This is a genomic window from Thermus sp. H19.2, from assembly GCF_054979525.1.
The window spans coordinates 802,253-820,661 of the sequence record NZ_CM143429.1; the positions used below are offsets into that span (position 1 = coordinate 802,253).

16 protein-coding genes and 1 pseudogene are annotated in these 18,409 nt (G+C 69.8%); 5 read left to right on the forward strand and 12 right to left on the reverse strand.

Features of this window, described 5'->3' with window-relative positions:
* Positions 1-13 precede the first annotated feature (13 nt).
* The 4 genes and pseudogenes from ACY5J6_RS04365 (at position 14) to ACY5J6_RS04380 (ending at position 3,789) form a co-directional block, all read left to right on the forward strand.
* On the forward strand, positions 14-1,126 hold the full coding sequence (locus ACY5J6_RS04365) for an acyl-CoA dehydrogenase family protein (RefSeq protein WP_462846134.1): 1,113 nt from the start codon (positions 14-16) through the stop codon (positions 1,124-1,126).
* Positions 1,111-2,265 (forward strand): thiolase family protein, encoded by a 1,155-nt coding sequence (locus tag ACY5J6_RS04370; protein ID WP_462846135.1) that lies wholly within the window; start codon positions 1,111-1,113, stop codon positions 2,263-2,265. The genes ACY5J6_RS04365 and ACY5J6_RS04370 overlap by 16 nt, the downstream gene beginning before the upstream one ends.
* 9 nt (positions 2,266-2,274) lie before the next feature.
* Complete coding sequence (locus ACY5J6_RS04375; RefSeq protein WP_462846136.1) at positions 2,275-3,003, forward strand: SDR family NAD(P)-dependent oxidoreductase; 729 nt, start codon at positions 2,275-2,277, stop codon at positions 3,001-3,003.
* Positions 2,975-3,789 (forward strand): annotated as a pseudogene (locus ACY5J6_RS04380) (CoA transferase). Before ACY5J6_RS04375 ends, ACY5J6_RS04380 begins: the two are co-directional and overlap by 29 nt.
* On the opposite strand, the gene ACY5J6_RS04385 reads toward ACY5J6_RS04380, so the two are convergent.
* Genes ACY5J6_RS04385 through ACY5J6_RS04435 form a run of 11 tightly spaced genes read right to left on the reverse strand, consistent with a single transcriptional unit; the run spans position 3,786 to position 13,329 of the window.
* On the reverse strand, positions 3,786-4,541 hold the full coding sequence (locus ACY5J6_RS04385) for a 3-hydroxybutyrate dehydrogenase (RefSeq protein ID WP_462846137.1): 756 nt from the start codon (positions 4,539-4,541) through the stop codon (positions 3,786-3,788). The pseudogene ACY5J6_RS04380 and the gene ACY5J6_RS04385 overlap by 4 nt on opposite strands.
* Before the next feature lie 9 nt (positions 4,542-4,550).
* Positions 4,551-5,255: an ABC transporter ATP-binding protein gene (locus ACY5J6_RS04390; RefSeq protein WP_462846139.1), complete on the reverse strand. Its 705-nt coding sequence runs from the start codon at positions 5,253-5,255 to the stop codon at positions 4,551-4,553.
* Positions 5,252-5,977 (reverse strand): ABC transporter ATP-binding protein, encoded by a 726-nt coding sequence (locus tag ACY5J6_RS04395; RefSeq protein WP_462846140.1) that lies wholly within the window; start codon positions 5,975-5,977, stop codon positions 5,252-5,254. Before ACY5J6_RS04395 ends, ACY5J6_RS04390 begins: the two co-directional genes overlap by 4 nt.
* Positions 5,970-6,869, reverse strand: a complete 900-nt coding sequence (locus ACY5J6_RS04400) for a branched-chain amino acid ABC transporter permease (RefSeq protein WP_462846141.1) — start codon at positions 6,867-6,869, stop codon at positions 5,970-5,972. The genes ACY5J6_RS04395 and ACY5J6_RS04400 overlap by 8 nt, the downstream gene beginning before the upstream one ends.
* Complete coding sequence (locus tag ACY5J6_RS04405; protein WP_462846142.1) at positions 6,866-7,723, reverse strand: branched-chain amino acid ABC transporter permease; 858 nt, start codon at positions 7,721-7,723, stop codon at positions 6,866-6,868. The genes ACY5J6_RS04400 and ACY5J6_RS04405 overlap by 4 nt, the downstream gene beginning before the upstream one ends.
* Before the next feature lie 24 nt (positions 7,724-7,747).
* On the reverse strand, positions 7,748-8,923 hold the full coding sequence (locus ACY5J6_RS04410; protein ID WP_462846143.1) for an ABC transporter substrate-binding protein: 1,176 nt from the start codon (positions 8,921-8,923) through the stop codon (positions 7,748-7,750).
* Between the two features lie 21 nt (positions 8,924-8,944).
* Positions 8,945-9,370 carry a MaoC family dehydratase gene (locus tag ACY5J6_RS04415; RefSeq protein ID WP_462846145.1) on the reverse strand — a complete coding sequence of 142 codons (426 nt, stop codon included), beginning with the start codon at positions 9,368-9,370 and terminating at the stop codon, positions 8,945-8,947.
* Positions 9,367-10,098, reverse strand: coding sequence for an alpha/beta fold hydrolase (locus tag ACY5J6_RS04420; RefSeq protein ID WP_462846147.1), 732 nt, complete (start codon positions 10,096-10,098; stop codon positions 9,367-9,369). The genes ACY5J6_RS04415 and ACY5J6_RS04420 overlap by 4 nt, the downstream gene beginning before the upstream one ends.
* A complete protein-coding gene (locus ACY5J6_RS04425) occupies positions 10,091-10,864 on the reverse strand; it encodes an alpha/beta fold hydrolase (RefSeq protein ID WP_462846149.1) in 774 nt (257 codons plus the stop codon). Before ACY5J6_RS04425 ends, ACY5J6_RS04420 begins: the two co-directional genes overlap by 8 nt.
* Entirely contained in the window at positions 10,851-12,329 is a 1,479-nt protein-coding gene (locus ACY5J6_RS04430) for a class I adenylate-forming enzyme family protein (protein ID WP_462846151.1), read from the reverse strand. Before ACY5J6_RS04430 ends, ACY5J6_RS04425 begins: the two co-directional genes overlap by 14 nt.
* Complete coding sequence (locus tag ACY5J6_RS04435) at positions 12,322-13,329, reverse strand: 3-oxoacyl-ACP synthase (RefSeq protein WP_462846152.1); 1,008 nt, start codon at positions 13,327-13,329, stop codon at positions 12,322-12,324. Before ACY5J6_RS04435 ends, ACY5J6_RS04430 begins: the two co-directional genes overlap by 8 nt.
* Positions 13,330-13,407: 78 nt before the next feature.
* On the opposite strand from ACY5J6_RS04435, the gene ACY5J6_RS04440 reads away from it, so the two are divergent.
* A complete protein-coding gene (locus ACY5J6_RS04440; RefSeq protein ID WP_462846153.1) occupies positions 13,408-16,017 on the forward strand; it encodes a hypothetical protein in 2,610 nt (869 codons plus the stop codon).
* A gap of 108 nt (positions 16,018-16,125) precedes the next feature.
* On the opposite strand, the gene secD is transcribed toward ACY5J6_RS04440, so the two are convergent.
* Positions 16,126-18,333, reverse strand: a complete 2,208-nt coding sequence (gene secD, locus ACY5J6_RS04445) for a protein translocase subunit SecD (protein ID WP_462846154.1) — start codon at positions 18,331-18,333, stop codon at positions 16,126-16,128.
* Positions 18,334-18,409 lie beyond the last annotated feature (76 nt).

Consider the following 18,409-nt stretch of genomic DNA (forward strand, 5'->3'; position numbering starts at 1 on the left):
TGGAGGCCCCGCCATGGAACAGGCCATCCAGGAGCTCGCCCGACGCTTCGCCCGGGAAAGGGTCCTGCCCGAGGCCTCCCGGTGGGACCGGGAGGCCCGCTTTCCCCGGGAGCTTTTCCGGGAGGCTGCGGCCTTGGGCTTTCCCGTTTTGGCGGTGCCGGAGGAGCTTGGGGGGGTGGGGCTTGGCCCCAGGGCCTTGGTCCTGGTGGCGGAGGAGCTGGCCTATGCCTGCCCGGGGGTGGCCGCCGCCCTCCTCCTTAACAACCTGGTGGCCGACGCCCTCCTCCTCTCGGGAAGCCCCTATGCCCGCACCTTCCTTCCCCGCCTCAAGGAAGAGGTGGCCTCCTATGCCCTCACCGAGCCCCATGCCGGCTCCGACGTGGCCGCCCTCCGCACCCGGGCGGAAAAGGTGCCGGGCGGATACCGCCTCCACGGGCGCAAGACCTGGATTAGCCATGCCCCAGAAGCCTCTTTTTTCGTGGTCTTCGCTAAGGTGGCGGAGGGCCGGGAAGGGATCGCCGCCTTCCTGGTGGAGCGGGGGACGGGGGTGGAGGTAGGGCCTCCTTTGCCCAAGCTGGGGCAGAAGGCCTCGGTGGCGGCGGAGGTGTACCTGGACGGCGTCTTGGTGCCCGAGGAGGGCTTGATCGCCCGGGAAGGTTTCCTCTTGGCCATGCGGGTCTTCAACCGTTCCCGGCCCATGGTGGCCGCCTTGGCCGTAGGCCTCTTGCGAAGGGCCTTGGACGAGGCCTTGGCCTACGCCCAGACCCGGGAGGCCTTCGGCAGTCCCCTATGGGCCCACCAGGGGGTGGGGTTTAAGCTGGCGGAGATGGCCATGGACCTGGAGGCGGCCCGGCTCCTCACGGAGAAGGCGGCCGGGTTGGCGGAAAGGGGGGAGGAGAACGCCCTAGAGGCGGCCATGGCCAAGGCCTTCGCCGCGGACGCCTGCGTGCGGGGAGTCTCGGAGGCCCTTCAGGTCTTCGGGGGCAACGGCTACTCCGAGGAGTACCCCATGGCCAAGCTCTACCGGGACGCCAAGGTCCTGCAGATCTACGAGGGGACCTCGGAGATCCAGCGGGTCATCGTGCTGCGGGAACTGGTGAGGAGGGGAAGATGGGAGAGCCGGTGATCCTCGAGGCGGTACGCACCCCCATCGGCAAGAGGAACGGGGCCCTTAGGGCGTGGCGGCCCGATGCCCTCTACGCCAAGGTCCTGGATGCCCTCCTGGAGCGTACGGGCATAGACCCCGGCCTCATCGGGGACGTGGTCACGGGGTGCGTGACCCAGGTGGGGGAGCAGGGGGCGAACGTGGGGCGGCTTGGGGTGCTCCTCTCCAGGCTTCCCAAGGAGGTCCCCGCGGTGAGCCTCAACCGCATGTGCGGCTCCGGCCAGCAGGCGGTCCACTTCGCTGCCCAGGCCATCGCCGCGGGCGACCTGGACTTCGCCATCGCCGGCGGGGTGGAGAGCATGACCCGGGTGCCCATGTTCTCGGACATCGGCGGGGGCTTCCACACCCTGAACCCCGAGCTTGGGAAGAGGTACGAGCTCGTCCACCAGGGGGAAAGCGCCGAGCGGATCGCCGAGCGCTACGGGTTTTGCCGCGAGGAGCTGGACGAGTGGGGCTACCTCTCCCACAAGCGGGCGGCCCGGGCCACGGAGGAGGGGCGGTTTGCTGCCCAGATCCTCCCCCTGGAGGGGCTGGACGCCGAGGGAAGGCCCTTCCTCCTCACCCGCGACGAGGGGGTCCGCCCCGATGTGGACTACGAGAAGATGCTCGCCCTGAAGCCCGTCTTCCGGGAAAACGGGGTGGTGACGGCGGGGAACTCCAGCCAGATCTCCGACGGCGCCGCGGCCCTTCTCCTCGGGGACCGGGAAAAGGCCCTGGCCTTGGGCCTAAGGCCCAGGGCCCGCTTCCGCGCCCGGGTGGTGGTGGCGGGGGACCCCACCCTGCAGCTTCTGGAGGTCGTCCCGGCGGCGAGGGAGGCCCTGAGGCGCGCGGGGCTCTCCTTGCGGGACGTGGACGTCATAGAGGTCAACGAGGCCTTCGCCAGCGTGGTCCTGGCCTTCTTGCGGGAGCTTGGGGCGGACCCCGAGCGGGTGAACCCGAACGGGGGGGCCATCGCCCACGGGCATCCCTTGGGGGCCACGGGGGCCGTGCTCATGACCAAGCTCCTCCACGAGCTTGAGCGCCGGGGGGGCGAGTTCGGTCTCCAGGTGATGTGCATCGGCCACGGCCAGGCCACGGCCACGGTGATCCAGAGGCTATAGGAGGGATTGATGGAGCGGAGCGCCTTGGTGACGGGCGGGGCCTCGGGGCTCGGGCGGGCGGCGGCCCTGGCCTTGAAGGCGAGGGGCTACCGGGTGGTGGTCCTGGACCTCAAGCGGGGGGAGGAGGACCTGGTCTACGTAGAAGGGGACGTGACCCGGGAGGAGGACGTGGCTCAGGCGGTGGCGAGGGCCCAGGAGGAAGCCCCCCTCTTTGCCGTGGTCCAGGCCGCCGGAATCGGCCTCGCCGAGAAGATCCTGGGCCGGGAAGGCCCCCACGACCTGGCGCGCTTCCGCCGGGTTCTGGAGGTGAACCTCCTCGGCACCTTCAACGTCTTGCGCCTCGCCGCCTGGGCCATGCGGGAAAACCCTCCCGATGCCGAGGGCCAAAGAGGGGTGATCGTGAACACGGCGAGCGTAGCCGCCTTTGAGGGGCAGATCGGCCAGGCGGCCTACGCGGCGAGCAAGGGGGGCGTGGTGGCCCTCACCCTGCCCGCAGCCCGGGAGCTTGCCGAGTGGGGGATCCGGGTGGTGACCCTCGCCCCGGGCCTCTTTGACACCCCCCTCCTCCAGGGGCTTCCGGAAAAGGCCAAGGCCTCCCTGGCGGCCCAGGTCCCTTTTCCCCCGAGGCTCGGCCGCCCCGAGGAGTACGCCGCCCTCGTCCTCCACACCCTGGAAAACCCCATGCTGAACGGGGAGGTGATCCGGTTGGATGGCGCCCTCCGCATGGCCCCCCGGTAAGGTCTTGGACCTCACCCGGCTTCTGCCCGGGCCTTTGGCGGGAAGGCTCCTCTTGGAGATGCTTTCCCGTCCTCAAGGTGGAGTCCCCTAGAGGCCCTGGTTCCCGAGGCCTACCGCTTTTTGAGCGAAGGCAAGGAGGTCCTCCGCCTGGACCTGAAGGCAAAGGAGGGGAGGGCGCGGCTTCTGGCCCTGGTGGAGGAGGCGGCCGTCCTCCTGGAGTCCAACCGCCCGGGGGCGATGGAGAGGCTCGGCCTGGGGCCCGAAGCGCTTCTGGCCGAGAACCCCCGCCTGGTCTACCTCCGCCTCCGGGGCTATAAGGACGCCCCCGACCCCGGCCACGACCTCACCTACCTGGCCGAGGCGGGGCTTTTGGGCCGTTTCCCCTGGCGGGCCTTCCAGTTCGCCGACCTGGCGGGGGCCTACGCCCTGGCCCTCGCCGCCCTCAAGGGCCTCTTCCTGGGGGGCGGGTTCTACGAGGTGGCCCTCGCCCAGGCGGTGAAGTCCGTGGCCTATCCCTCCATTCCCTTCCTGGACGGCTCGGTCCTCTGCTACGGGGTCTACCGGGCGAGGGAGGGGGAGGTGGCCTTGGCGGCCCTCGAGCCCCACCTCTGGGCCCGCTTCTGCTGGAAGGCGGGGCTTCCCGGGCTCCTGGAAGCCGCCTTTAGCCCGGCCCGGGAGGAAAACCCCCTCTACGGGGCCCTCTGCGCCTTCTTCGCCCAAAGGCCCGCCCAGGCCTGGGAGGCCTGGGCCAGGGAGGAGGGCCTCCCCCTTAGGGCCGTCCGTTAGCGGGCCGTCCAGCCCAGGTCTATGGGGAAGACGGCCCCGGTGATGGCGCTGGCCTTCTCCGAGGCCAGGAAGAGGGCGAGCTCGGCCACCTCTTCGGGCTCTATGAGGCGCTTGATGGCCGCCTGGGCCAGGAAGACCTTCTCCGCCACCTCCTCGGGGGGGATCCCCAGGGTCTTGGTCTGGTCCTGGATCTGGCCCTCCACCAGGGGGGTGCGGACGTAAGCGGGGGCGATGGCGTTCGCCGTGACGCCATAAGGCCCGGCCTCGAGGGCCACCGTCTTCGTGAGGCCGATGAGGCCGTGCTTGGCCGAGATGTAGGCGCTTTTAAAGGGGCTCGCCACCAGGCCGTGGATGCTGGCAATGTTCAGGATCCGGCCCCAGCCCCTGCGCTTCATCCCGGGGAGGAGGGCTTGGGTGAGCTGGAAGGGGGCGGTGAGCATCACCTGGAGCATCCGCTGCCAGACCTCCAGGGGGAACTCCTCCACGGGGGCGATGTGCTGGAAGCCGGCGTTGTTCACCAGGACGTCCACGCCCATGGCCGCCGCCTCCTTGCCCAGGGCCTCCACCTCTTTGGGGTCGGCGAGGTCCGCCTGGAGGAAGACCCCGGAAAGTTCCTCGGCGAGCCTCGAGGCGTCCCGCACGTCGTGGACCAGAACCCTCGCCCCCTCTCGGGCGAAGGCCCTCGCCATGGTGAGGCCGATGCCGCTTCCCGCGCCGGTGACCAGGACCGTCCTTCCCGAAAAACCTCCCATATGGGCCTCCTACAGGCTAAGGTACGCCTCCCGCACCCTCGAGTCCTGGGCCAGGGCCTGGGCGGGGCCTTCCAGGACCACGCGGCCGTGCTCCAGGACGTAGCCCCTTTCCGCCACCTCTAGGGAGAGGGCCACGTTCTGCTCCACGAGGAGCACCCCTACCCCCCTGCGGGCCACCTCCTTCAGGGCCAGGAGCACCTCCTCGGCAAGCCTAGGGGAAAGCCCCAAGGAAGGCTCGTCCACCAGGAGGATCCGGGGAAAGCCCATGAGGGCCCGGCCGATGGCGAGCATCTGCTGCTCCCCTCCGGAGAGCGTCCCCGCAAGCTGCCGCCTGCGCTCAAGGAGCCGGGGAAATAGGGCGTAGACCCGCTCGTACCCCTCCTTCTCCCGCCCGGGGGCGAGAAAGGCGGCCCCGAGCCTCAGGTTCTCCTCCACGGTCATGAGGGGGAAAAGCTGCCTCCCCTCAGGGACGTGGCCGAGACCCATCCGGGCCCTCCTTGCCGGGGAAAGGCCCCTAAGGTCCTTTCCGCCCAGGAGGACGCCGCCTTTCCAGGGGCGGAGGAGGCCCGAGAGGGCGCGGAGGAGGGTGGTCTTGCCCGCGCCGTTCGCCCCGAGGAGGGCCACGAGCTCCCCTGCTTCCACCTCCAGGCCCACCCCGAAGAGGACCTGGGCCTTGCCGTAGCCGGTTTCCAGGGCCTGGACCTCCAGCCTCATGCCCGCCTCCCCAGATAGGCCTCCCGCACCCCTTGCTCTCGGGCCACCTCCTCGTAGGGTCCCTCGGCGATCTTCTCCCCGTGGTCCAGGACCACCACCCGGTCGGCCAGGGCCTTGACCACGGGCATCAGGTGCTCAATGAAGAGGATGGAGACCCCGCTATTCCGGACCCTCCGGATCAGCCCCACCGCCTCCTGGGCCTCCTTGGGCCTTAGGCCCGCCATGACCTCGTCCAGGAGGAGGACCTTGGGCTTCGTGGCCAGGGCACGGGCGAGCTCTAGGCGCTTGTCCTCGAGCAGGGTGAGCTCCGAGGCCAAGGCCTCGGCCCTGGGGGCGAGCCCGGTGAGCTCCAGCACCTGGTCCACCCAGGCCTCCGCCTCCTGCTTGGAAGTTTTTGGCTTGCCGAAGAGGGCCCCCACCAGGAGGTTTTCCCGCACCGTGAGCTCGGGCAAGGGCTCCACGATCTGGAAGGCCCGGCCCAGGCCCCGGTGGGTGCGGGCCTCGGGGGGAAGGCGGGTGACGTCTTCTCCCAGGAGGAGGACCCTTCCGGAATCGGGGCGGAGGAGGCCGGAGATCACGTTGAGGAGGGTGCTCTTTCCCGCCCCGTTGGGGCCGATGACCGCGAGGATCTCCCCCTCCTCCAGGTAAAGGCTCACCTCCTTGAGGGCCTGGAGGCCGAGGAAGCGCTTGCTGACCCCTTGGACCTCGAGGACCCTAGCCACGCCGCCCTCCCAGAAGCCCGAGGAGGCCCTTGGGCAGGAAGAGGATGGCGAGGACCAGGAGCGCCCCGTACACCACCAGGTAGCCCTCCTGGATCCAAAGCCGCAAGGCCTGCTCCAGCCCCACCAGGACCACCCCACCCAAGAGGGGCCCCAAGGTGGTGTAGAGGCCCCCGAAGATGGGGATCACCAGGGCCTCCACCGCCCGGGCCAGGCTGAAGGCCTCGTAGGGGCTTAGGAAGAGGGCCTTCACGGCGTACACCCCACCGGTAAGCCCGGCCACCAGGCTTCCCAAGAAGAGGGAGAGGAGCTTCACCCGCACCACCCGTACCCCCAGGACCCGGGCCACCGCCTCCGACTGGCGGCAGGCGGCCTGGGCCAAGCGGAAGGGGCTTTTCTCCGCCCAGAGGCTCAGGGCCACCGCCAGGGCGAGGACGGCGAAGGCCAGGTAGTAGCCCGCCAAGGGCAGGCCGCCCCCGAAGGGCGGGGGCACGGGGAGGCCGATGGGCCCGCCCGTGAAGGGGAGCTTTAGGGCCAGGGTGCGGAGGACCTCGCTGAAAGCCAGGCTGGCAATGGCGAAGTAGAGGCCGTGGAGCCTCAGGGTCACCGAGCCCAGGAGGAGGGCGCCGAGCCCGGCGAGGAGGGCACCCAGGGCCAGGGCGGGGAGGGTGCCCAGGTGGGGGAGGAGGAGGCCCGTGCCGTAGGCCCCGAGGCCGAAGAAGGCCCCGTGGGCGAGGGAGAGCTGGCCCGTCCTCGCCACCAGGTCCCAGGAGAGGGCCAAGGCGGTGAAGAGGAGGACGAAAAGCCCCACGTCCAGGAGGAAGGCCCGCCACACCCCCAAGGGGAGAAAGGGGAGGAGGGCGAAGAGGAGGAGGAAGGCGAAAACCCCCCTCATGCCGCCCTCCAGGCCCGGCCCACCAGGGCCAGGAAGAGCACCAGGAAGAAGACGGCCTCCACCAGCCCCCCGCCCCCGGGGACGTAGGTGCTCACCAGGGCCTCGGCCAGGGCCAGGACCAAAGCCGCCGGGATTACCCCCTTAAGGTTCCCGAGCCCCGCCAAGGCCACGATGGCGAAGGACTTCAGGGTGAAAAGGAAGCCCACCGTGGGGCTGGCGTAGAGCATCACCGAGAGCATCACCCCCGCGGCCCCGGCCAGGGCGGCCGAGAGGCCGAAGGCCAGGAGGTAGACCGCCTCCGCCTCTATCCCTAAAAGCCCCGGGGCCAGGCGGTTCTGGGCCACGGCCCGCACCGCAAGCCCCAGGCGGCTTCGGGTGAGGAAGGCCTGCAGGAGGAGAAGGAGGGCCAGGGAGAGGAGGAAGGCCCCGAGGGGCACCGCCCCCAGGAAGAAGGGGCCCAGGGCGAGGGTGGCCGCCTGGTAGGGCGGGGCCACCACCCGGGTGTCCGCCCCGAAGAGGAGGAGGGCCAGGTTCTGCAGGAAGACGGAGAGGCCGAAGGTGAGGAGCATCTGGTTGAGCTCCGGGGCCCTGAGCACCGGGCGGATCAGGCCGTGGTAGGTCAAGGCGCCCACCAGGAAGGCGGCCAGGAAGGCGAGGCCCAGGGAAAGGAGGGGGTCCACGCCGCGGAAGGCGAAGAGCAGGTAGGAGAGGTAGGCCCCGAGCATGAGGAACTCCCCGTGGGCGAAGTTGACGATGCCCACCACCCCCAGGGAGAGGGCGAGGCCCGTGGCCACCAGGGCGTAGACCCCGGCCATCAGCACGCCGTTGAGAAGGGTCTGGGCGAAAAGCTCCATGCGTTTCTCCCTGGGGGGCGGGCCTTACCGCAGGTAGTACTCCCCGGGGTAGCGGAGGGGAACGCTGGCCTTCTCCTTGGGGAAGACGGGCCTACGGGTCCCCTGGATGTACTGGAACTGGAGCCAGATCTCGGGGCCGAAGCCCTGGTACCGGGTCTTCCCCGTGTCCGAGGGCTTGAAGCTGAGCCTGCCGAAGGGGGTACCCATGTTTAATGTGGCCAGGGCCTCGGCGATGCGGTTCTTGTCGGCGCTTCCCGCCCGCTCCGCCGCCAAGGCCAGGCTCTTGGCGATGACGTAGCCCATGGGGGCCATGTACTCCTCCGTCACCTCCCCGTACTTTTTCCGGTAGGCCTCCACGAAGCGGCGGGACTCGAGGCTGGAGAGGGTGGGAAGCCAGGCGGTCATGCCCGCCACGTCCTGGGAGAGGGGGTTCTTCTCAAAGCCCACGGGCCAGGAGGGCGGGGCCCCGTAGATGAGCTTGGGCTTAAGCCCCACCTGCCGGGCCTGGGCGGCGATGGGCAGGGCGTCCACATCGTAGCCGATCCAGTAGAGGATGTCGGGCTGGAAGGCCCGGAAGCGGGTGAGGATGGGGGTGAACTGGCCGCTTCCCGTCTTGTAGGGCTCGGCCTGGACCTCGTACCCCAGCTTCTTGAGCTGCTCCTGGTAGACCTTGATCCCGGCGGAGCCGAAGGGCCCGTCCTCGTAGAGGATGGCCACCTTCTTCGCCCCGTGCTCCCGGTTTAGGTACTGGAAGAACTGGAGGGCGGCGGCCACGTTGTGGTAGTCCCAGGGGTGGTAGTGGAAGAAGAGGGGGTAGCCCTCAAAGGCCTGCTCCACCACGGAGCTCGCCGCGCCGATGGCCAGGAAGAGGGGGCCGTACTGCTTCACGGGGCCGGAGAGGGCAAAGGTGACCCCGCTCGCCAGGCCCCCGATGACGAGGTCCACCCGGTCCACGGTCATGAGCTTGGTGAAGGCGGGGACGGCCTTGCTGGGATCGGTGCCGTCGTCCACCACCACCAGCTCCATCCGCACCTTGCCCCCCGCGTTCGCCTCGTCGGCAGCGAGCTGGATGCCGTTTAGGGCCGCCTTCCCCGCCACGGCCGAGGGGCCCGAGAGGGGGAGGATGACCCCCACCTTGAGCGGCGTCTGGGCCCAAGCCGCGCCGAGCACGAGCGCCAATCCCACCAGAAGTTTTTTCATCGCCTACCTCCTTATCTTCACCTAGGGCGCTAGGCCCTCAGGTTCCTCGTAGAGCACCACCGCCTCGCCCTCAATCACCCGCTCCCCGCGCTCGTTCTCGCAGAAAGTTTCCAGGGTGAGGACATACCCCCCTTTTTCCCGCTCCCGCACCGCCTTGACGATGGCGGTGGCGGTGACGGTGTCCCCCAGGTAGGTGGGCTTCAGGAAGCGGAGGGTCTGGGAGAGGTAGATGGCCCCCACCCCGGGGAGCTTGGTGCCGATCACCGTGGAGATGAGGCCCGCCACCAGGATCCCCTGGGCGATGCGGCCGCCGAAGCGGCTTCGCTTGGCGTAGGCCTCGTCCACGTGGAGGGGGTTGGTGTCCCCCACCGCCCCCACGAAGAGGGCCACGTGGGCCTCGGAGAGGGTCTGGGTGTAGCTCGCCCGGTCGCCGACTCGGAACCTCATCCCGCCACCTCCTCCAGAAAGCCTTCCAGGATGGCCTTGAGAAGCCCGGGGTTCTCCAGGTTCAAGGAGTGGCCCACCCCTTCCAGGACCCGAAGCTTCCCCTGGGGGAAGAAGCGGGCCGTGGCCTCGGCCATTTCCCGGGAGATCAAGGGGTCTAGGGCCCCGTAGAGGACGAGGACCGGCCCCTCGTAGGCCCGGCCTGCCCGCCAGAGGGCGAGGGCCCGGGCGTTTCCCTTGTAGTGGGCGGGATGCATTCTCTGGGCGCAGTCCACGAGCTCGCCGAACCAGGGGGGCCTTTGGGTGGGGGCCATAGCGGTGAGGGCCTGTTCCAGGGCCTCCCGGTTTTCCCGGTAAGACTCCAGGATAGGGTAGTAGGCCTCCGGGGTAAAGAGGCCCGAAGGGGGAGCGGCGTTGATGAGGACAAGCCCCCTCGTCCCCTCGCCCGCCGCCTCCATGGCCACCGCCCCGCCCAGGGAGTGGCCCACGAGGATGGCCTCCTCCGCCCCCAGCTCCCGCAGGAAGTCCCGCAGGGCCTGGGCGTAGGCAGGGATGGAGGGCGTGAAGCCCTGGGGGGCGGGGCTTTCCCCGAAGCCCGGGAGGTCCGGGGCGAGGAGCCTTGCCCCTTGGGGAGGGTCCTCGAGGAGGCCCCGCCACCACTCCTTGCAGGCGAAGTTGCCGTGAACGAGCACCACGGGCGTGCCGCTTCCCGCTTCCAGATACCTAAGCATACACCTCCTCCAAAAAGGCGCGAACGGCCTGGGCGAAGGCCAGGGGGGCCTCGAGGGGGGCGGCGTGCCCCGCGGGGAGGGGTTCTAGCCTCGCCCTCAGGGCCTCCGCCAGGTCCAGGGCGTAGGCCTTGGGGAAGAGCAGGTCTTCCGTGCCGTAGAGGACCAGGGCGGGGAGGGCGAGGGCCTTAAGGCGGGGCCTTAAGTCCTCCAGGGCGAGGAAGCCCAGAAGGAGCCTTTCCTGGGCGGTTTTCGTGGGCGCCTGGGCGGCGAGGCCTCTTAGCCCCTCCTCGGCGAGAAGCTCGGGGTGGGCCTCCAGGAAGCTCCTGCCGAAGACCCAGGGGAGGGCCACCCGGAGGCGCAAGGCCGTGCCCCCGGCCCGGAGGGCGTGGAGCCAGCTTTCCACCTTGGCCCGGAGGGCGGCGTCCAGGTAGGGGGTGGTGCAGGCGAGGACCAGGGCCCGGACCCGCTCCGGGGCGCGAAGGGCCAGGGTCATGGCCACGATACCCCCGTTGGAAAGCCCCACCAGAACGGCCTCCTTCCAGCGCAACCGGTCCAGGAGGTCCAGGAGGTCCTCGGCGTGGGCCTCGGGGGTGTAGGCCCCTTCCGGGGCCTCGCTTTCCCCCTGGCCCCGCATGTCGTAGCGGAGGAGGGTGAACCCCGTGAGGTGGGGAAGGACGGGGTCCCAGCTCTCCAGGCGCTGGAAGATCCCGTTCAGAAGCACCACGGGGGGGCCTTCCCCTTCCAGGCGGTGCCTAAGCTTGGCCATACCGTTCCTCCCAAAGCCTCTTCAAGGCCTCCTTCTGCACCTTGCCCGGCCCCGTCTTGGGGAGCTCCTCCAGGAAGACCAGGTGCTTGGGCACCTTGTATCCGGCGAGGCGCTCCCTGAGGAAGGTCCTTAAGGTCTCGGCCGGGACCGGCTCGCGGAGCACCACGAAGGCCGCCCCCACCTCGCCCCACCGGGGGTCGGGCACCCCCACCACCGCCGCCTCCTTCACCGCCGGGTGGTCGTAGAGGACCCGCTCCACCTCCACCGGGTAGACGTTCTCCCCGCCGGAGATGAACATCTCCTTCCTCCGGCCCACGATGTAGAACCTCCCCCCCTCGTCCCGGTAGGCCAGGTCCCCGGTCCTAAGCCAAAGCCTCTCCCCGTCCCAGACGAAGACCTTTTCGTTCTCCTCCGCGCGGCGGAAGTAGCCCTTCATCACCACGCTCCCCGCAAGCCAAAGCTCCCCGGCTTCCCCCACCCCCGCCTCCTTCCCGTCCTCCCGCACCAGCCGGGCCCAGAGGTGGGGCATGGGCCGGCCCACGCTCTCCGGGTAGCCCTCGGCCTCCTCCAGCTCAAAGGTGAAGCAGTTCACGCCGCACTCCGTGAGGCCGTACCCCTGCTTGAAGCGCACCCCCCGCTTGCGGAAGGCCTCCCGCACGGGGGTGGGGCAGGGGGCCCCGCCGGAGATGGCGAAGCGCACCGAGGAGAGGTCCGTTGCCGCGAAGGCCTGGGCCTCGAGGAGCATCTGGTACATGGTGGGGACCAGGAAGAGGACGGTGGGCCGGTGGAGGCGCACGAGCTCCAGGTACTCCTCGGCGCGGAAGCGCTCCTCCACCACCACCTGGGCCCCTAGGTAGAGGAGAGGGGTGGCGAGGGCGTTGAGGGCGGCGTGGAACATGGGGGTGGCGAGGATGTACCGTTCCTCCCGGGAAAGGCCCCAGGCGAAGGCGGTCTCCAGGGCGTTTACCAGAAGCTGGCGGTAGGGGAGGAGGGCCCCCTTGGGCAGCCCCGTGGTCCCCCCGGTGAAGAGGAGGAGGGCGGGGTCTTCCAGGTCCACCCGCACCTCCTCGGGGGCCTCCTCCCCCTCCAGGAGGGCCTCGAGGGGGAGCGCCCCCGGGTCCAGGGCCAGGGCCACCTCCTGGAACCCTTCCCCGTAGAAGAGCGCCTTGGACCCGGTGTAGGCGTGGAGGGCCTGGAGCTCGGGGAGGCTTAGGCGGTGGTTGAAGGGGGTGAGGATGTGGCCGAGGAGGGGCCCGGCGAAGAGGAGGTCCAGATAGGCGGGGTGGTTCCAGGCGATGAGCCCCACCCGGTCCCCCTTGGTTACCCCCAGGCCCCGCAGGAACCCGGCCGCCTTCCTGGCCCTTTGGTAGAGCTCCCCGTAGGTGAGCCAGGTGCCGCGGAACCAGAGGGCAGGCCTTTTGGGGTGGTAGGCGGCGAGGCGGCCGAGCCAGTTGGGGTTAAGCATCCAGCCCTCCTTCCAAGCGCAAAACGGCGGCCCCGTAGAAGTACCCCACCCCGGCCGCCGCCAGGGCCACCAGGCTCCCTTCCTTGAGCCTTCCCTCCCGCCAGGCCAGCCTCAGGGAGAGGATGGGATCCAGCTGGCCCAGGTGCCCAAAGCGCTCCAGGTAGATGGACTGGGCCCCGGAGAGGCCGAGCCCCTGGAGCACCGCATGGTGGGCGGAGCGCTTCATGTGGAGGAGGGCCAGGTAGTCCAGGTCGGCCTCGGTGTAGCCCGCCTCCGCCAGGGCCTCCCGGATGACCTCGAGGAAGCTCGGGATGGAGGTGGCGTCCAGCCTCCGCTTCATCCCTTCGGGGTCCTCCACCCGCAGGCGGTACTGGGAGAGGTTCTCCGGGGTGAGGGGGGCCCGGGTCCCCCCCACGGGCACCTTCACCGAAAGGGCCAGCTCGGGGTCCATGCGGTGGGCGAGGCCCAAAAGCTTAAGGCCAGGGCCTTCCCGGGTGAGGACCGCCGCGGCCCCCCCTGCGGCCAGGTCGTAGAGGAAGCGGGCATGGGGGTCCTGGTAGTCCACCAGGTCGCCGTTGCGGTAGCCCCCCGCCACCAGGACCACCCCCACCTCCTTCCGGGTGGCGAAGAGCCCCCGGGCCACATCGAGGGCCCCGAGGAAGGAGGCACACTTCTGGTTCAGGTCCATGCCCTTGGCCCGGGAGGCCCCCACCTTTAGGGCCAGGTAGGGGGCGGTGGCCCAGACGGGGTAGTCCTTGTGCTCCTCCACGATGGAGACCACCCAGTCCACCGCTTCCCCGGGGAGGGCCGCCTTCCTCAGGGCTTCCTTCGCGGCCCAGGCGGCCATCTCCGCCGGGTGGTCCTCGGGGCCGGGAATGGGTTTCTCCAGAATCCCCAGCTTTTCCCGCACCACCTCCGGGGGCAGGCCGGAAAGGGCGGCCACCTCTTCCGCCGTCATCCGTCCCTCGGGCAGGTAGACCCCTAGGCTCCGCACGAACATCTGCCTTCAGGGTAGAGGGGGGGTGTTACACGCCCGTTACACGGGTGAGGGTCTGCTCCCCGGAGGATAATGGGGAAAATGCCCTACCCCATCCCCCCTTCCCGGCTCCTTCCCCCCCGCACCGCCCGCGAGGTGCGCCGCCTGCGGCCCTTGCGCCTTATGGAGGAGGCTTTTAGCAGAAGCCCGGGGGTGGTTCTGGCGGCGGGGGCAGGGTACGGGAAGACCAGCCTGGCCGCCGAGCTCCCCGGGGTTTACGTAGCCCTGGCCGAGGAGGCCAAGGACCCCGCTGTGTTCCTCTGGCACCTCCTCGCCGCCTATCGGGGCCGGGTGGCCCTGGAGGAGGCGGCGGCCCTTTTGGAAGCCGGGGCCTGGCCCCGCGCCCTGGAGGTCTTCCTGGAGGCCCTCGCCCCCTTGGGGGCCCACTACCTGGTCCTGGACGAGGCCCACCGGGCGGAAAGCCCGGGGGTGGTGCGGGTGTTGCAGGGGCTCTTGCGCCTGCCCTCCCTGCGCCTCCTCCTCCTTTCCCGAAGAGCCGCCCCTTTCGCCTTCCTCACGGTGTTCTCCGAAAAGGAGCTCGCCTTTGACCCGGAGGAGGCCTGCGCCCTGGCCAAGGCCCTGGCCCCGGAGGTGCCCGCCTTTGAGGTGGAGAGGGCCCTTTCCCTGGTGCGGGGCTGGCCTTTGGGCCTCCGGGTGCTCCTTCTGGCCATGCGCCGGGGGCTCAAGCCGGAGCTGGCCCTGGAGAGCGGGGAGGGCCTCCTGGCCTACCTGGCCTACGGCCTTCCCCAGGGGCTTTTGGAGCGGGCGGCCCGGCTGGCCCTCCTCGGCGAGGTGGCCGAGGAGGAGGCCCAGGACCTCCTGCCCTATGCCGAGGATCTCCTCTTGGAAAGGAAGGAGGGAAGGCTGGCCTTCCACCCCTTGGTGCGGAGCGCCCTCAAGGCCCTTCTGCCGGAGGCGGAAGCCCGGGCCCTTTTGGCGGAGGCCGCCCAGGGGGCCCTCCTCCGGGGCGAGGGGGTGCGGGCGGCGGAGTTCTTGCTGGAGGCGGGCCGCTTCGGCCACGCCGCCGACCTCCTCCTGCGGGAAGGGCAGGCCTGGCTGGAACGGGGCCTCACCTACACCGTGCTGCGCCTGCTTGCCCATCTCCCCCAGGGTGTGCGGCAAGGGAGGAGGGGGCTTCTTGTCCTCGAGGCCGAGGCCCTGCGCCAGGCCGGGAGGTACCAGGAGGCCGAGGCCGCCTACCACCAGGCCCTCGAGGCCGGGGAGGAGAGGGCCTACCTCGGCCTCGTCCGCCTCTTCCTGGACACGGTGGAACCCGCCCGGGCCAGGCCCTACCTGGAGGAGGCCCTGCGCCGCTTCCCCGGGGAGGCCGAACCCCTTCTCGCGGAAAACCTCCTCAACGAGGGCCGGCCCCAGGAGGCCAGCGCCCTGGGCCTTTCGGGCCCCCGGGTCCTCCTGCGCCAGGGGAGGCCCGAGGAGGCCTTGGCCTTCCTCCAAGGGGTGAAGGATCCCGGCCTCCACCGCCCTCCGCAAAACCACCGGGAAGGAAGCCTCCTCCGGGCCCTTCTGGAGTGCGTGGCCGGGGACGCCGAGGAGGGCTTGCGCTGGGCGGAAAGGGGGCGCTTTGAGGCCGAGGTTTTGGGCAGCCCCTTCGGCGTGAGCCTGGCGGAGGCCCGCCGGGGGCACGCCCTTTTGGCCTTGGACCGCCGGCAGGAGGCAGAGGCCGCCTACCGGGCGGCTTTGGCCTTGGCCGAGGGGGGACCGGCCCGGCTCCAGGTGGAGGCCCTAGGGGGTCTGGCGGCCTTGGGTTACCGGGAGGCCTACGGGGAGATGGTGCGCCTGGCCCGGGCCTCGGGGGACCTCTGGGTGGAGGGCTTCCTGACCCTGGTGGTGGCCCTGGCCTGGCTCAGGCGGGGGGAGGCCTTTCCCCTCCCTCCCTTAGAGCTCCTGGATCCCTTCCTTCGGGAGGTGGCCGAGGCCTACCCCTTCGCCGACGGCTGGGAGGGCCTCCTGGCCCGCTACCCCTTCCTGGCCGGGCGTACCCTCTTCGCCCCCCCGCTTTCCCGGGTGCGCCGGGCCCTCTGGCGTCTAGGCCGGCTTGGGGTGCCCTACCACCCGGGGGTGCGGGTGGAAATCCGGGCTCTGGGAGGGTTTTCCGTCAGGGTGGAGGGACGGCCCGTCCGCTTCCGGCGGGAGAAGGCCCGGCTTCTTCTGGCCCTCCTGACCCTCAGGGATTGGGAGAAGGACGACCTCCTCGAGGCCTTGGAGGTCACCCCGGGGGAGTTCCGCGTCCTCTGGTGGGAGGTGGTGAGCGCCCTGGAACCTGGCCGCCCCAAGGGGGTAGCCCCTTACTTCCTCCGCACCCGTCCCTATGGGCTTTCCCAGGAGGCCCCCGAGCTCTACCTGGACCTCCAAGACCCTAAGGCGCCCCTAGCACCCCCTTACGCCGGCCTGGACCACCCTCTTCTGGATGAGGAGTCCCGGGCCTGGCTGGAGGAGCGGCGGCGGGCCCTGCTCCAGAGCCCCCACCCCGAGGACTGGCTTCGGGCCTTGCGCCTGGACCCCCTGGACGAGAAGACCCTCCTGCGCCTTAAGGGGACGCCCGCCTACGAGGAGGGCCTCCGCCTGCACCAAAAAGCCCTGGAGGAGCTTGGCCTTGGGCGCAGGGTTCAGGCCGAGAAAGGCCGCCCCTAAGCGCCTGCGCTTATGGGGTGCCCGAACCAGGGCCGGGAGAAGGCGTTTTGGGGGCCCCCACCGCGGCGAAGGCCGCGGTGGGGTGCTTAGGAGGGGTGGGCTCGAGCCTTAGGCGGCCTTCTGGTCCCGCCGTTTTCGCATCTGTTTCCAGAAAACCACCAGGGCGCTCACCACGTAGATGGAGCTGTAGGTCCCCACGAAGATGCCCACGAAGATGGCCAGAGCGAAGTCCCGGAGGACGCTTCCCCCCAGGAAGAGGAGGGCGAGGATGGGGAGAAGGGTGGTGAGGCTGGTCATCACCGTGCGGGAGAGGGTCTGGTTGATGGAGCGGTTGACGAGCTCGGCGTAAGGAAGCCCCCGGAGGAGCTTCTGGTTTTCCCGGATGCGGTCCGAGACCACGATGGAATCGTTGATGGAATAGCCCACCACGGTGAGGAGGGCGGCGATGGTGGGGATGGAGAACTCCAGGCCCAAAAGGCTATACATCCCCGCCACGATGGCCACGTCGTGGGCCACGGCCAGGACGCTGGCCACCCCGAAGGTCCAGTCAAAGCGGAAGGCCACGTAGATGAGGATGAGCCCGAGCCCCACCAAAACCGCCATGAGGGCGTTCTGCCTTAGCTCCGAACCGATGGCCGGCCCCACGGTCTCCGAGGTGAGGACGAGGGCCTTGAGCTCCGAGGAGAAGAGCCGCTCCAGCTCCAGGCGCTTTTCGTCCGAAAGGGGAGGCAGCTTGACGGAAAACTCCTTGGCGAGGGCGGTGGGGGCCTGGACCTCGGTGATCACCGCTTCCTTGGCGGGGAAGCCCTTTTCCTCCAGGAAGCGCCGGAGGGTGTCCACCTTCACCTCGGGACCCACCCTTAGGGTGAGGGCGGTGCCCCCGGTGAAGTCGATGGAGTAGTTGAAGCCCTTGCTGAGGACGGCCCCCGCCGCCAGAACCGCCAGGAGGAGGGTAGCCACGGTGACGTACCGGGCGGGACCCATGAAGTTGAAGCGGGGGTCCACCAGCCACATGGGGGGGCGGATCTCCCCCCGGTCCGCCAGGCGCTCCAGGAGGTAGCGGCTGAAGACCAGGTTGGAGAAGACGCTGGCCAGCACCCCGATGGCCAGGATCACGGCGAAGCCCCGCACGGGGCCCGTGGCGTACTGGTAGAGGGCGGCGGCCGCCAGGAGGTGGGCGATGTTTACGTCCAGGATGGTGAGGGTGGAGTGCCGGAAGCCCTCGGGGATGGCCTGGCGGAACTTTTTCCCGGCCCTTAGCTCCTCCTTGATCCGTTCAAAGGAGAGCACGTTTCCGTCCACCGCCGCTCCCAGGGTGAGCACCAGGCCGGCGATGCCGGGGAGGGTCAGGGTGGCCCCGAGGCCCGAGAGGAGGCCCAGGATGAGGGCCGAGGTGTAGATCAGGCCCAAAGAGGCCACGAGCCCCAGGTGGAGGCCGTAGTAGGCGAAGATGAGGAGGAAGATGGCCAGGGTGCCGATGAGGGCGGAGCGGATCCCCGCCTGGATGGCGTCTTGGCCCAGGGTGGGGCCGATGGCCCGGATCTCCACCACCTTGAGGGGGACGGGCAGGGCGCCCGAACGGAGGACGAGGGCGATCTCGCTGGCCTCCTCCAGGCCCGAAAGCCCTTCTATGACCGCCTGCCCCCCGGTGATGGCCTGGCGGATCACGGGGGCGGTGTAGACCTTGCCGTCCAAGACGATGGCGAGCCGCTTGCCCACGTTGGCCCGGGTCACCTCCTCAAACTTCTTGGCCCCCTCCGGGGTGAAGGTGAGGGAGACCTGAGGGCGGCCGAACTGGTCAAAGACCGCCCGGGCGTCGGCCAGGTCCGCCCCCGTGAGAAGGGGAGGGCCGAGGTCTTCCGGCTTGATGAGGTCTTTCTCCAGGTCCTCCCGCTTCAGGCGGGGGTTTTCCCGGAGGGCCTGGTTGATCTGGGCCACGGTGGTGCCCGTGGCCCCCTCCTTGAGGATGCGGAACTCCAGCACCGCCCGCTGGCCGATGAGCTTCAGGGCCCGGTCCTGGTCCGCCTGGGAGAGGCCCGGAAGCTCCACCACGATGCGCTTCTGGCCCTGGATCTGGATGAGGGGCTCGGCCACCCCCAGGGCGTTGATGCGGTTTTCCAGGACGGCCCGGGCCTTTTCCAGGTCGTCAGGGGTGGGGTTTTCCACGGCGGCCTCGAGGAGGATGCGCAACCCCCCCTTGAGGTCCAACCCGAGCTTGATCTTGGGCTCCTGGGGGGCCCAGGGCTTCCAGACCAGGAGCAAAGCCCCCAGGAAGAGGGCGAGGAGGGAGAGTCCTGTGGTCCACTTTCGGTTCATCACCAGCTCCTTTTCGTCCCGGCACAAGCGGGGCAGAAACGGACCCGCTGGGCCTTAGCTAGATGCTCTTCTTGGC

Bases quoted from the DNA above. Each gene is read 5' to 3' on its own strand.
- ACY5J6_RS04430 (WP_462846151.1), bottom strand. From the start codon at position 12,329: ATGCTTAACCCCAACTGGCTCGGCCGCCTCGCCGCCTACCACCCCAAA.
- ACY5J6_RS04385 (WP_462846137.1), bottom strand. From the start codon at position 4,541: ATGGGAGGTTTTTCGGGAAGGACGGTCCTGGTCACCGGCGCGGGAAGC.
- ACY5J6_RS04435 (WP_462846152.1), bottom strand. From the start codon at position 13,329: ATGTTCGTGCGGAGCCTAGGGGTCTACCTGCCCGAGGGACGGATGACG.
- ACY5J6_RS04370 (WP_462846135.1), top strand. From the start codon at position 1,111: ATGGGAGAGCCGGTGATCCTCGAGGCGGTACGCACCCCCATCGGCAAG.
- ACY5J6_RS04420 (WP_462846147.1), bottom strand. From the start codon at position 10,098: ATGCTTAGGTATCTGGAAGCGGGAAGCGGCACGCCCGTGGTGCTCGTT.
- ACY5J6_RS04365 (WP_462846134.1), top strand. From the start codon at position 14: ATGGAACAGGCCATCCAGGAGCTCGCCCGACGCTTCGCCCGGGAAAGG.
- ACY5J6_RS04425 (WP_462846149.1), bottom strand. From the start codon at position 10,864: ATGGCCAAGCTTAGGCACCGCCTGGAAGGGGAAGGCCCCCCCGTGGTG.
- ACY5J6_RS04400 (WP_462846141.1), bottom strand. From the start codon at position 6,869: ATGAGGGGGGTTTTCGCCTTCCTCCTCCTCTTCGCCCTCCTCCCCTTT.
- ACY5J6_RS04440 (WP_462846153.1), top strand. From the start codon at position 13,408: ATGCCCTACCCCATCCCCCCTTCCCGGCTCCTTCCCCCCCGCACCGCC.
- secD (WP_462846154.1), bottom strand. From the start codon at position 18,333: ATGAACCGAAAGTGGACCACAGGACTCTCCCTCCTCGCCCTCTTCCTG.
- ACY5J6_RS04410 (WP_462846143.1), bottom strand. From the start codon at position 8,923: ATGAAAAAACTTCTGGTGGGATTGGCGCTCGTGCTCGGCGCGGCTTGG.
- ACY5J6_RS04390 (WP_462846139.1), bottom strand. From the start codon at position 5,255: ATGAGGCTGGAGGTCCAGGCCCTGGAAACCGGCTACGGCAAGGCCCAG.
- ACY5J6_RS04375 (WP_462846136.1), top strand. From the start codon at position 2,275: ATGGAGCGGAGCGCCTTGGTGACGGGCGGGGCCTCGGGGCTCGGGCGG.
- ACY5J6_RS04405 (WP_462846142.1), bottom strand. From the start codon at position 7,723: ATGGAGCTTTTCGCCCAGACCCTTCTCAACGGCGTGCTGATGGCCGGG.
- ACY5J6_RS04415 (WP_462846145.1), bottom strand. From the start codon at position 9,370: ATGAGGTTCCGAGTCGGCGACCGGGCGAGCTACACCCAGACCCTCTCC.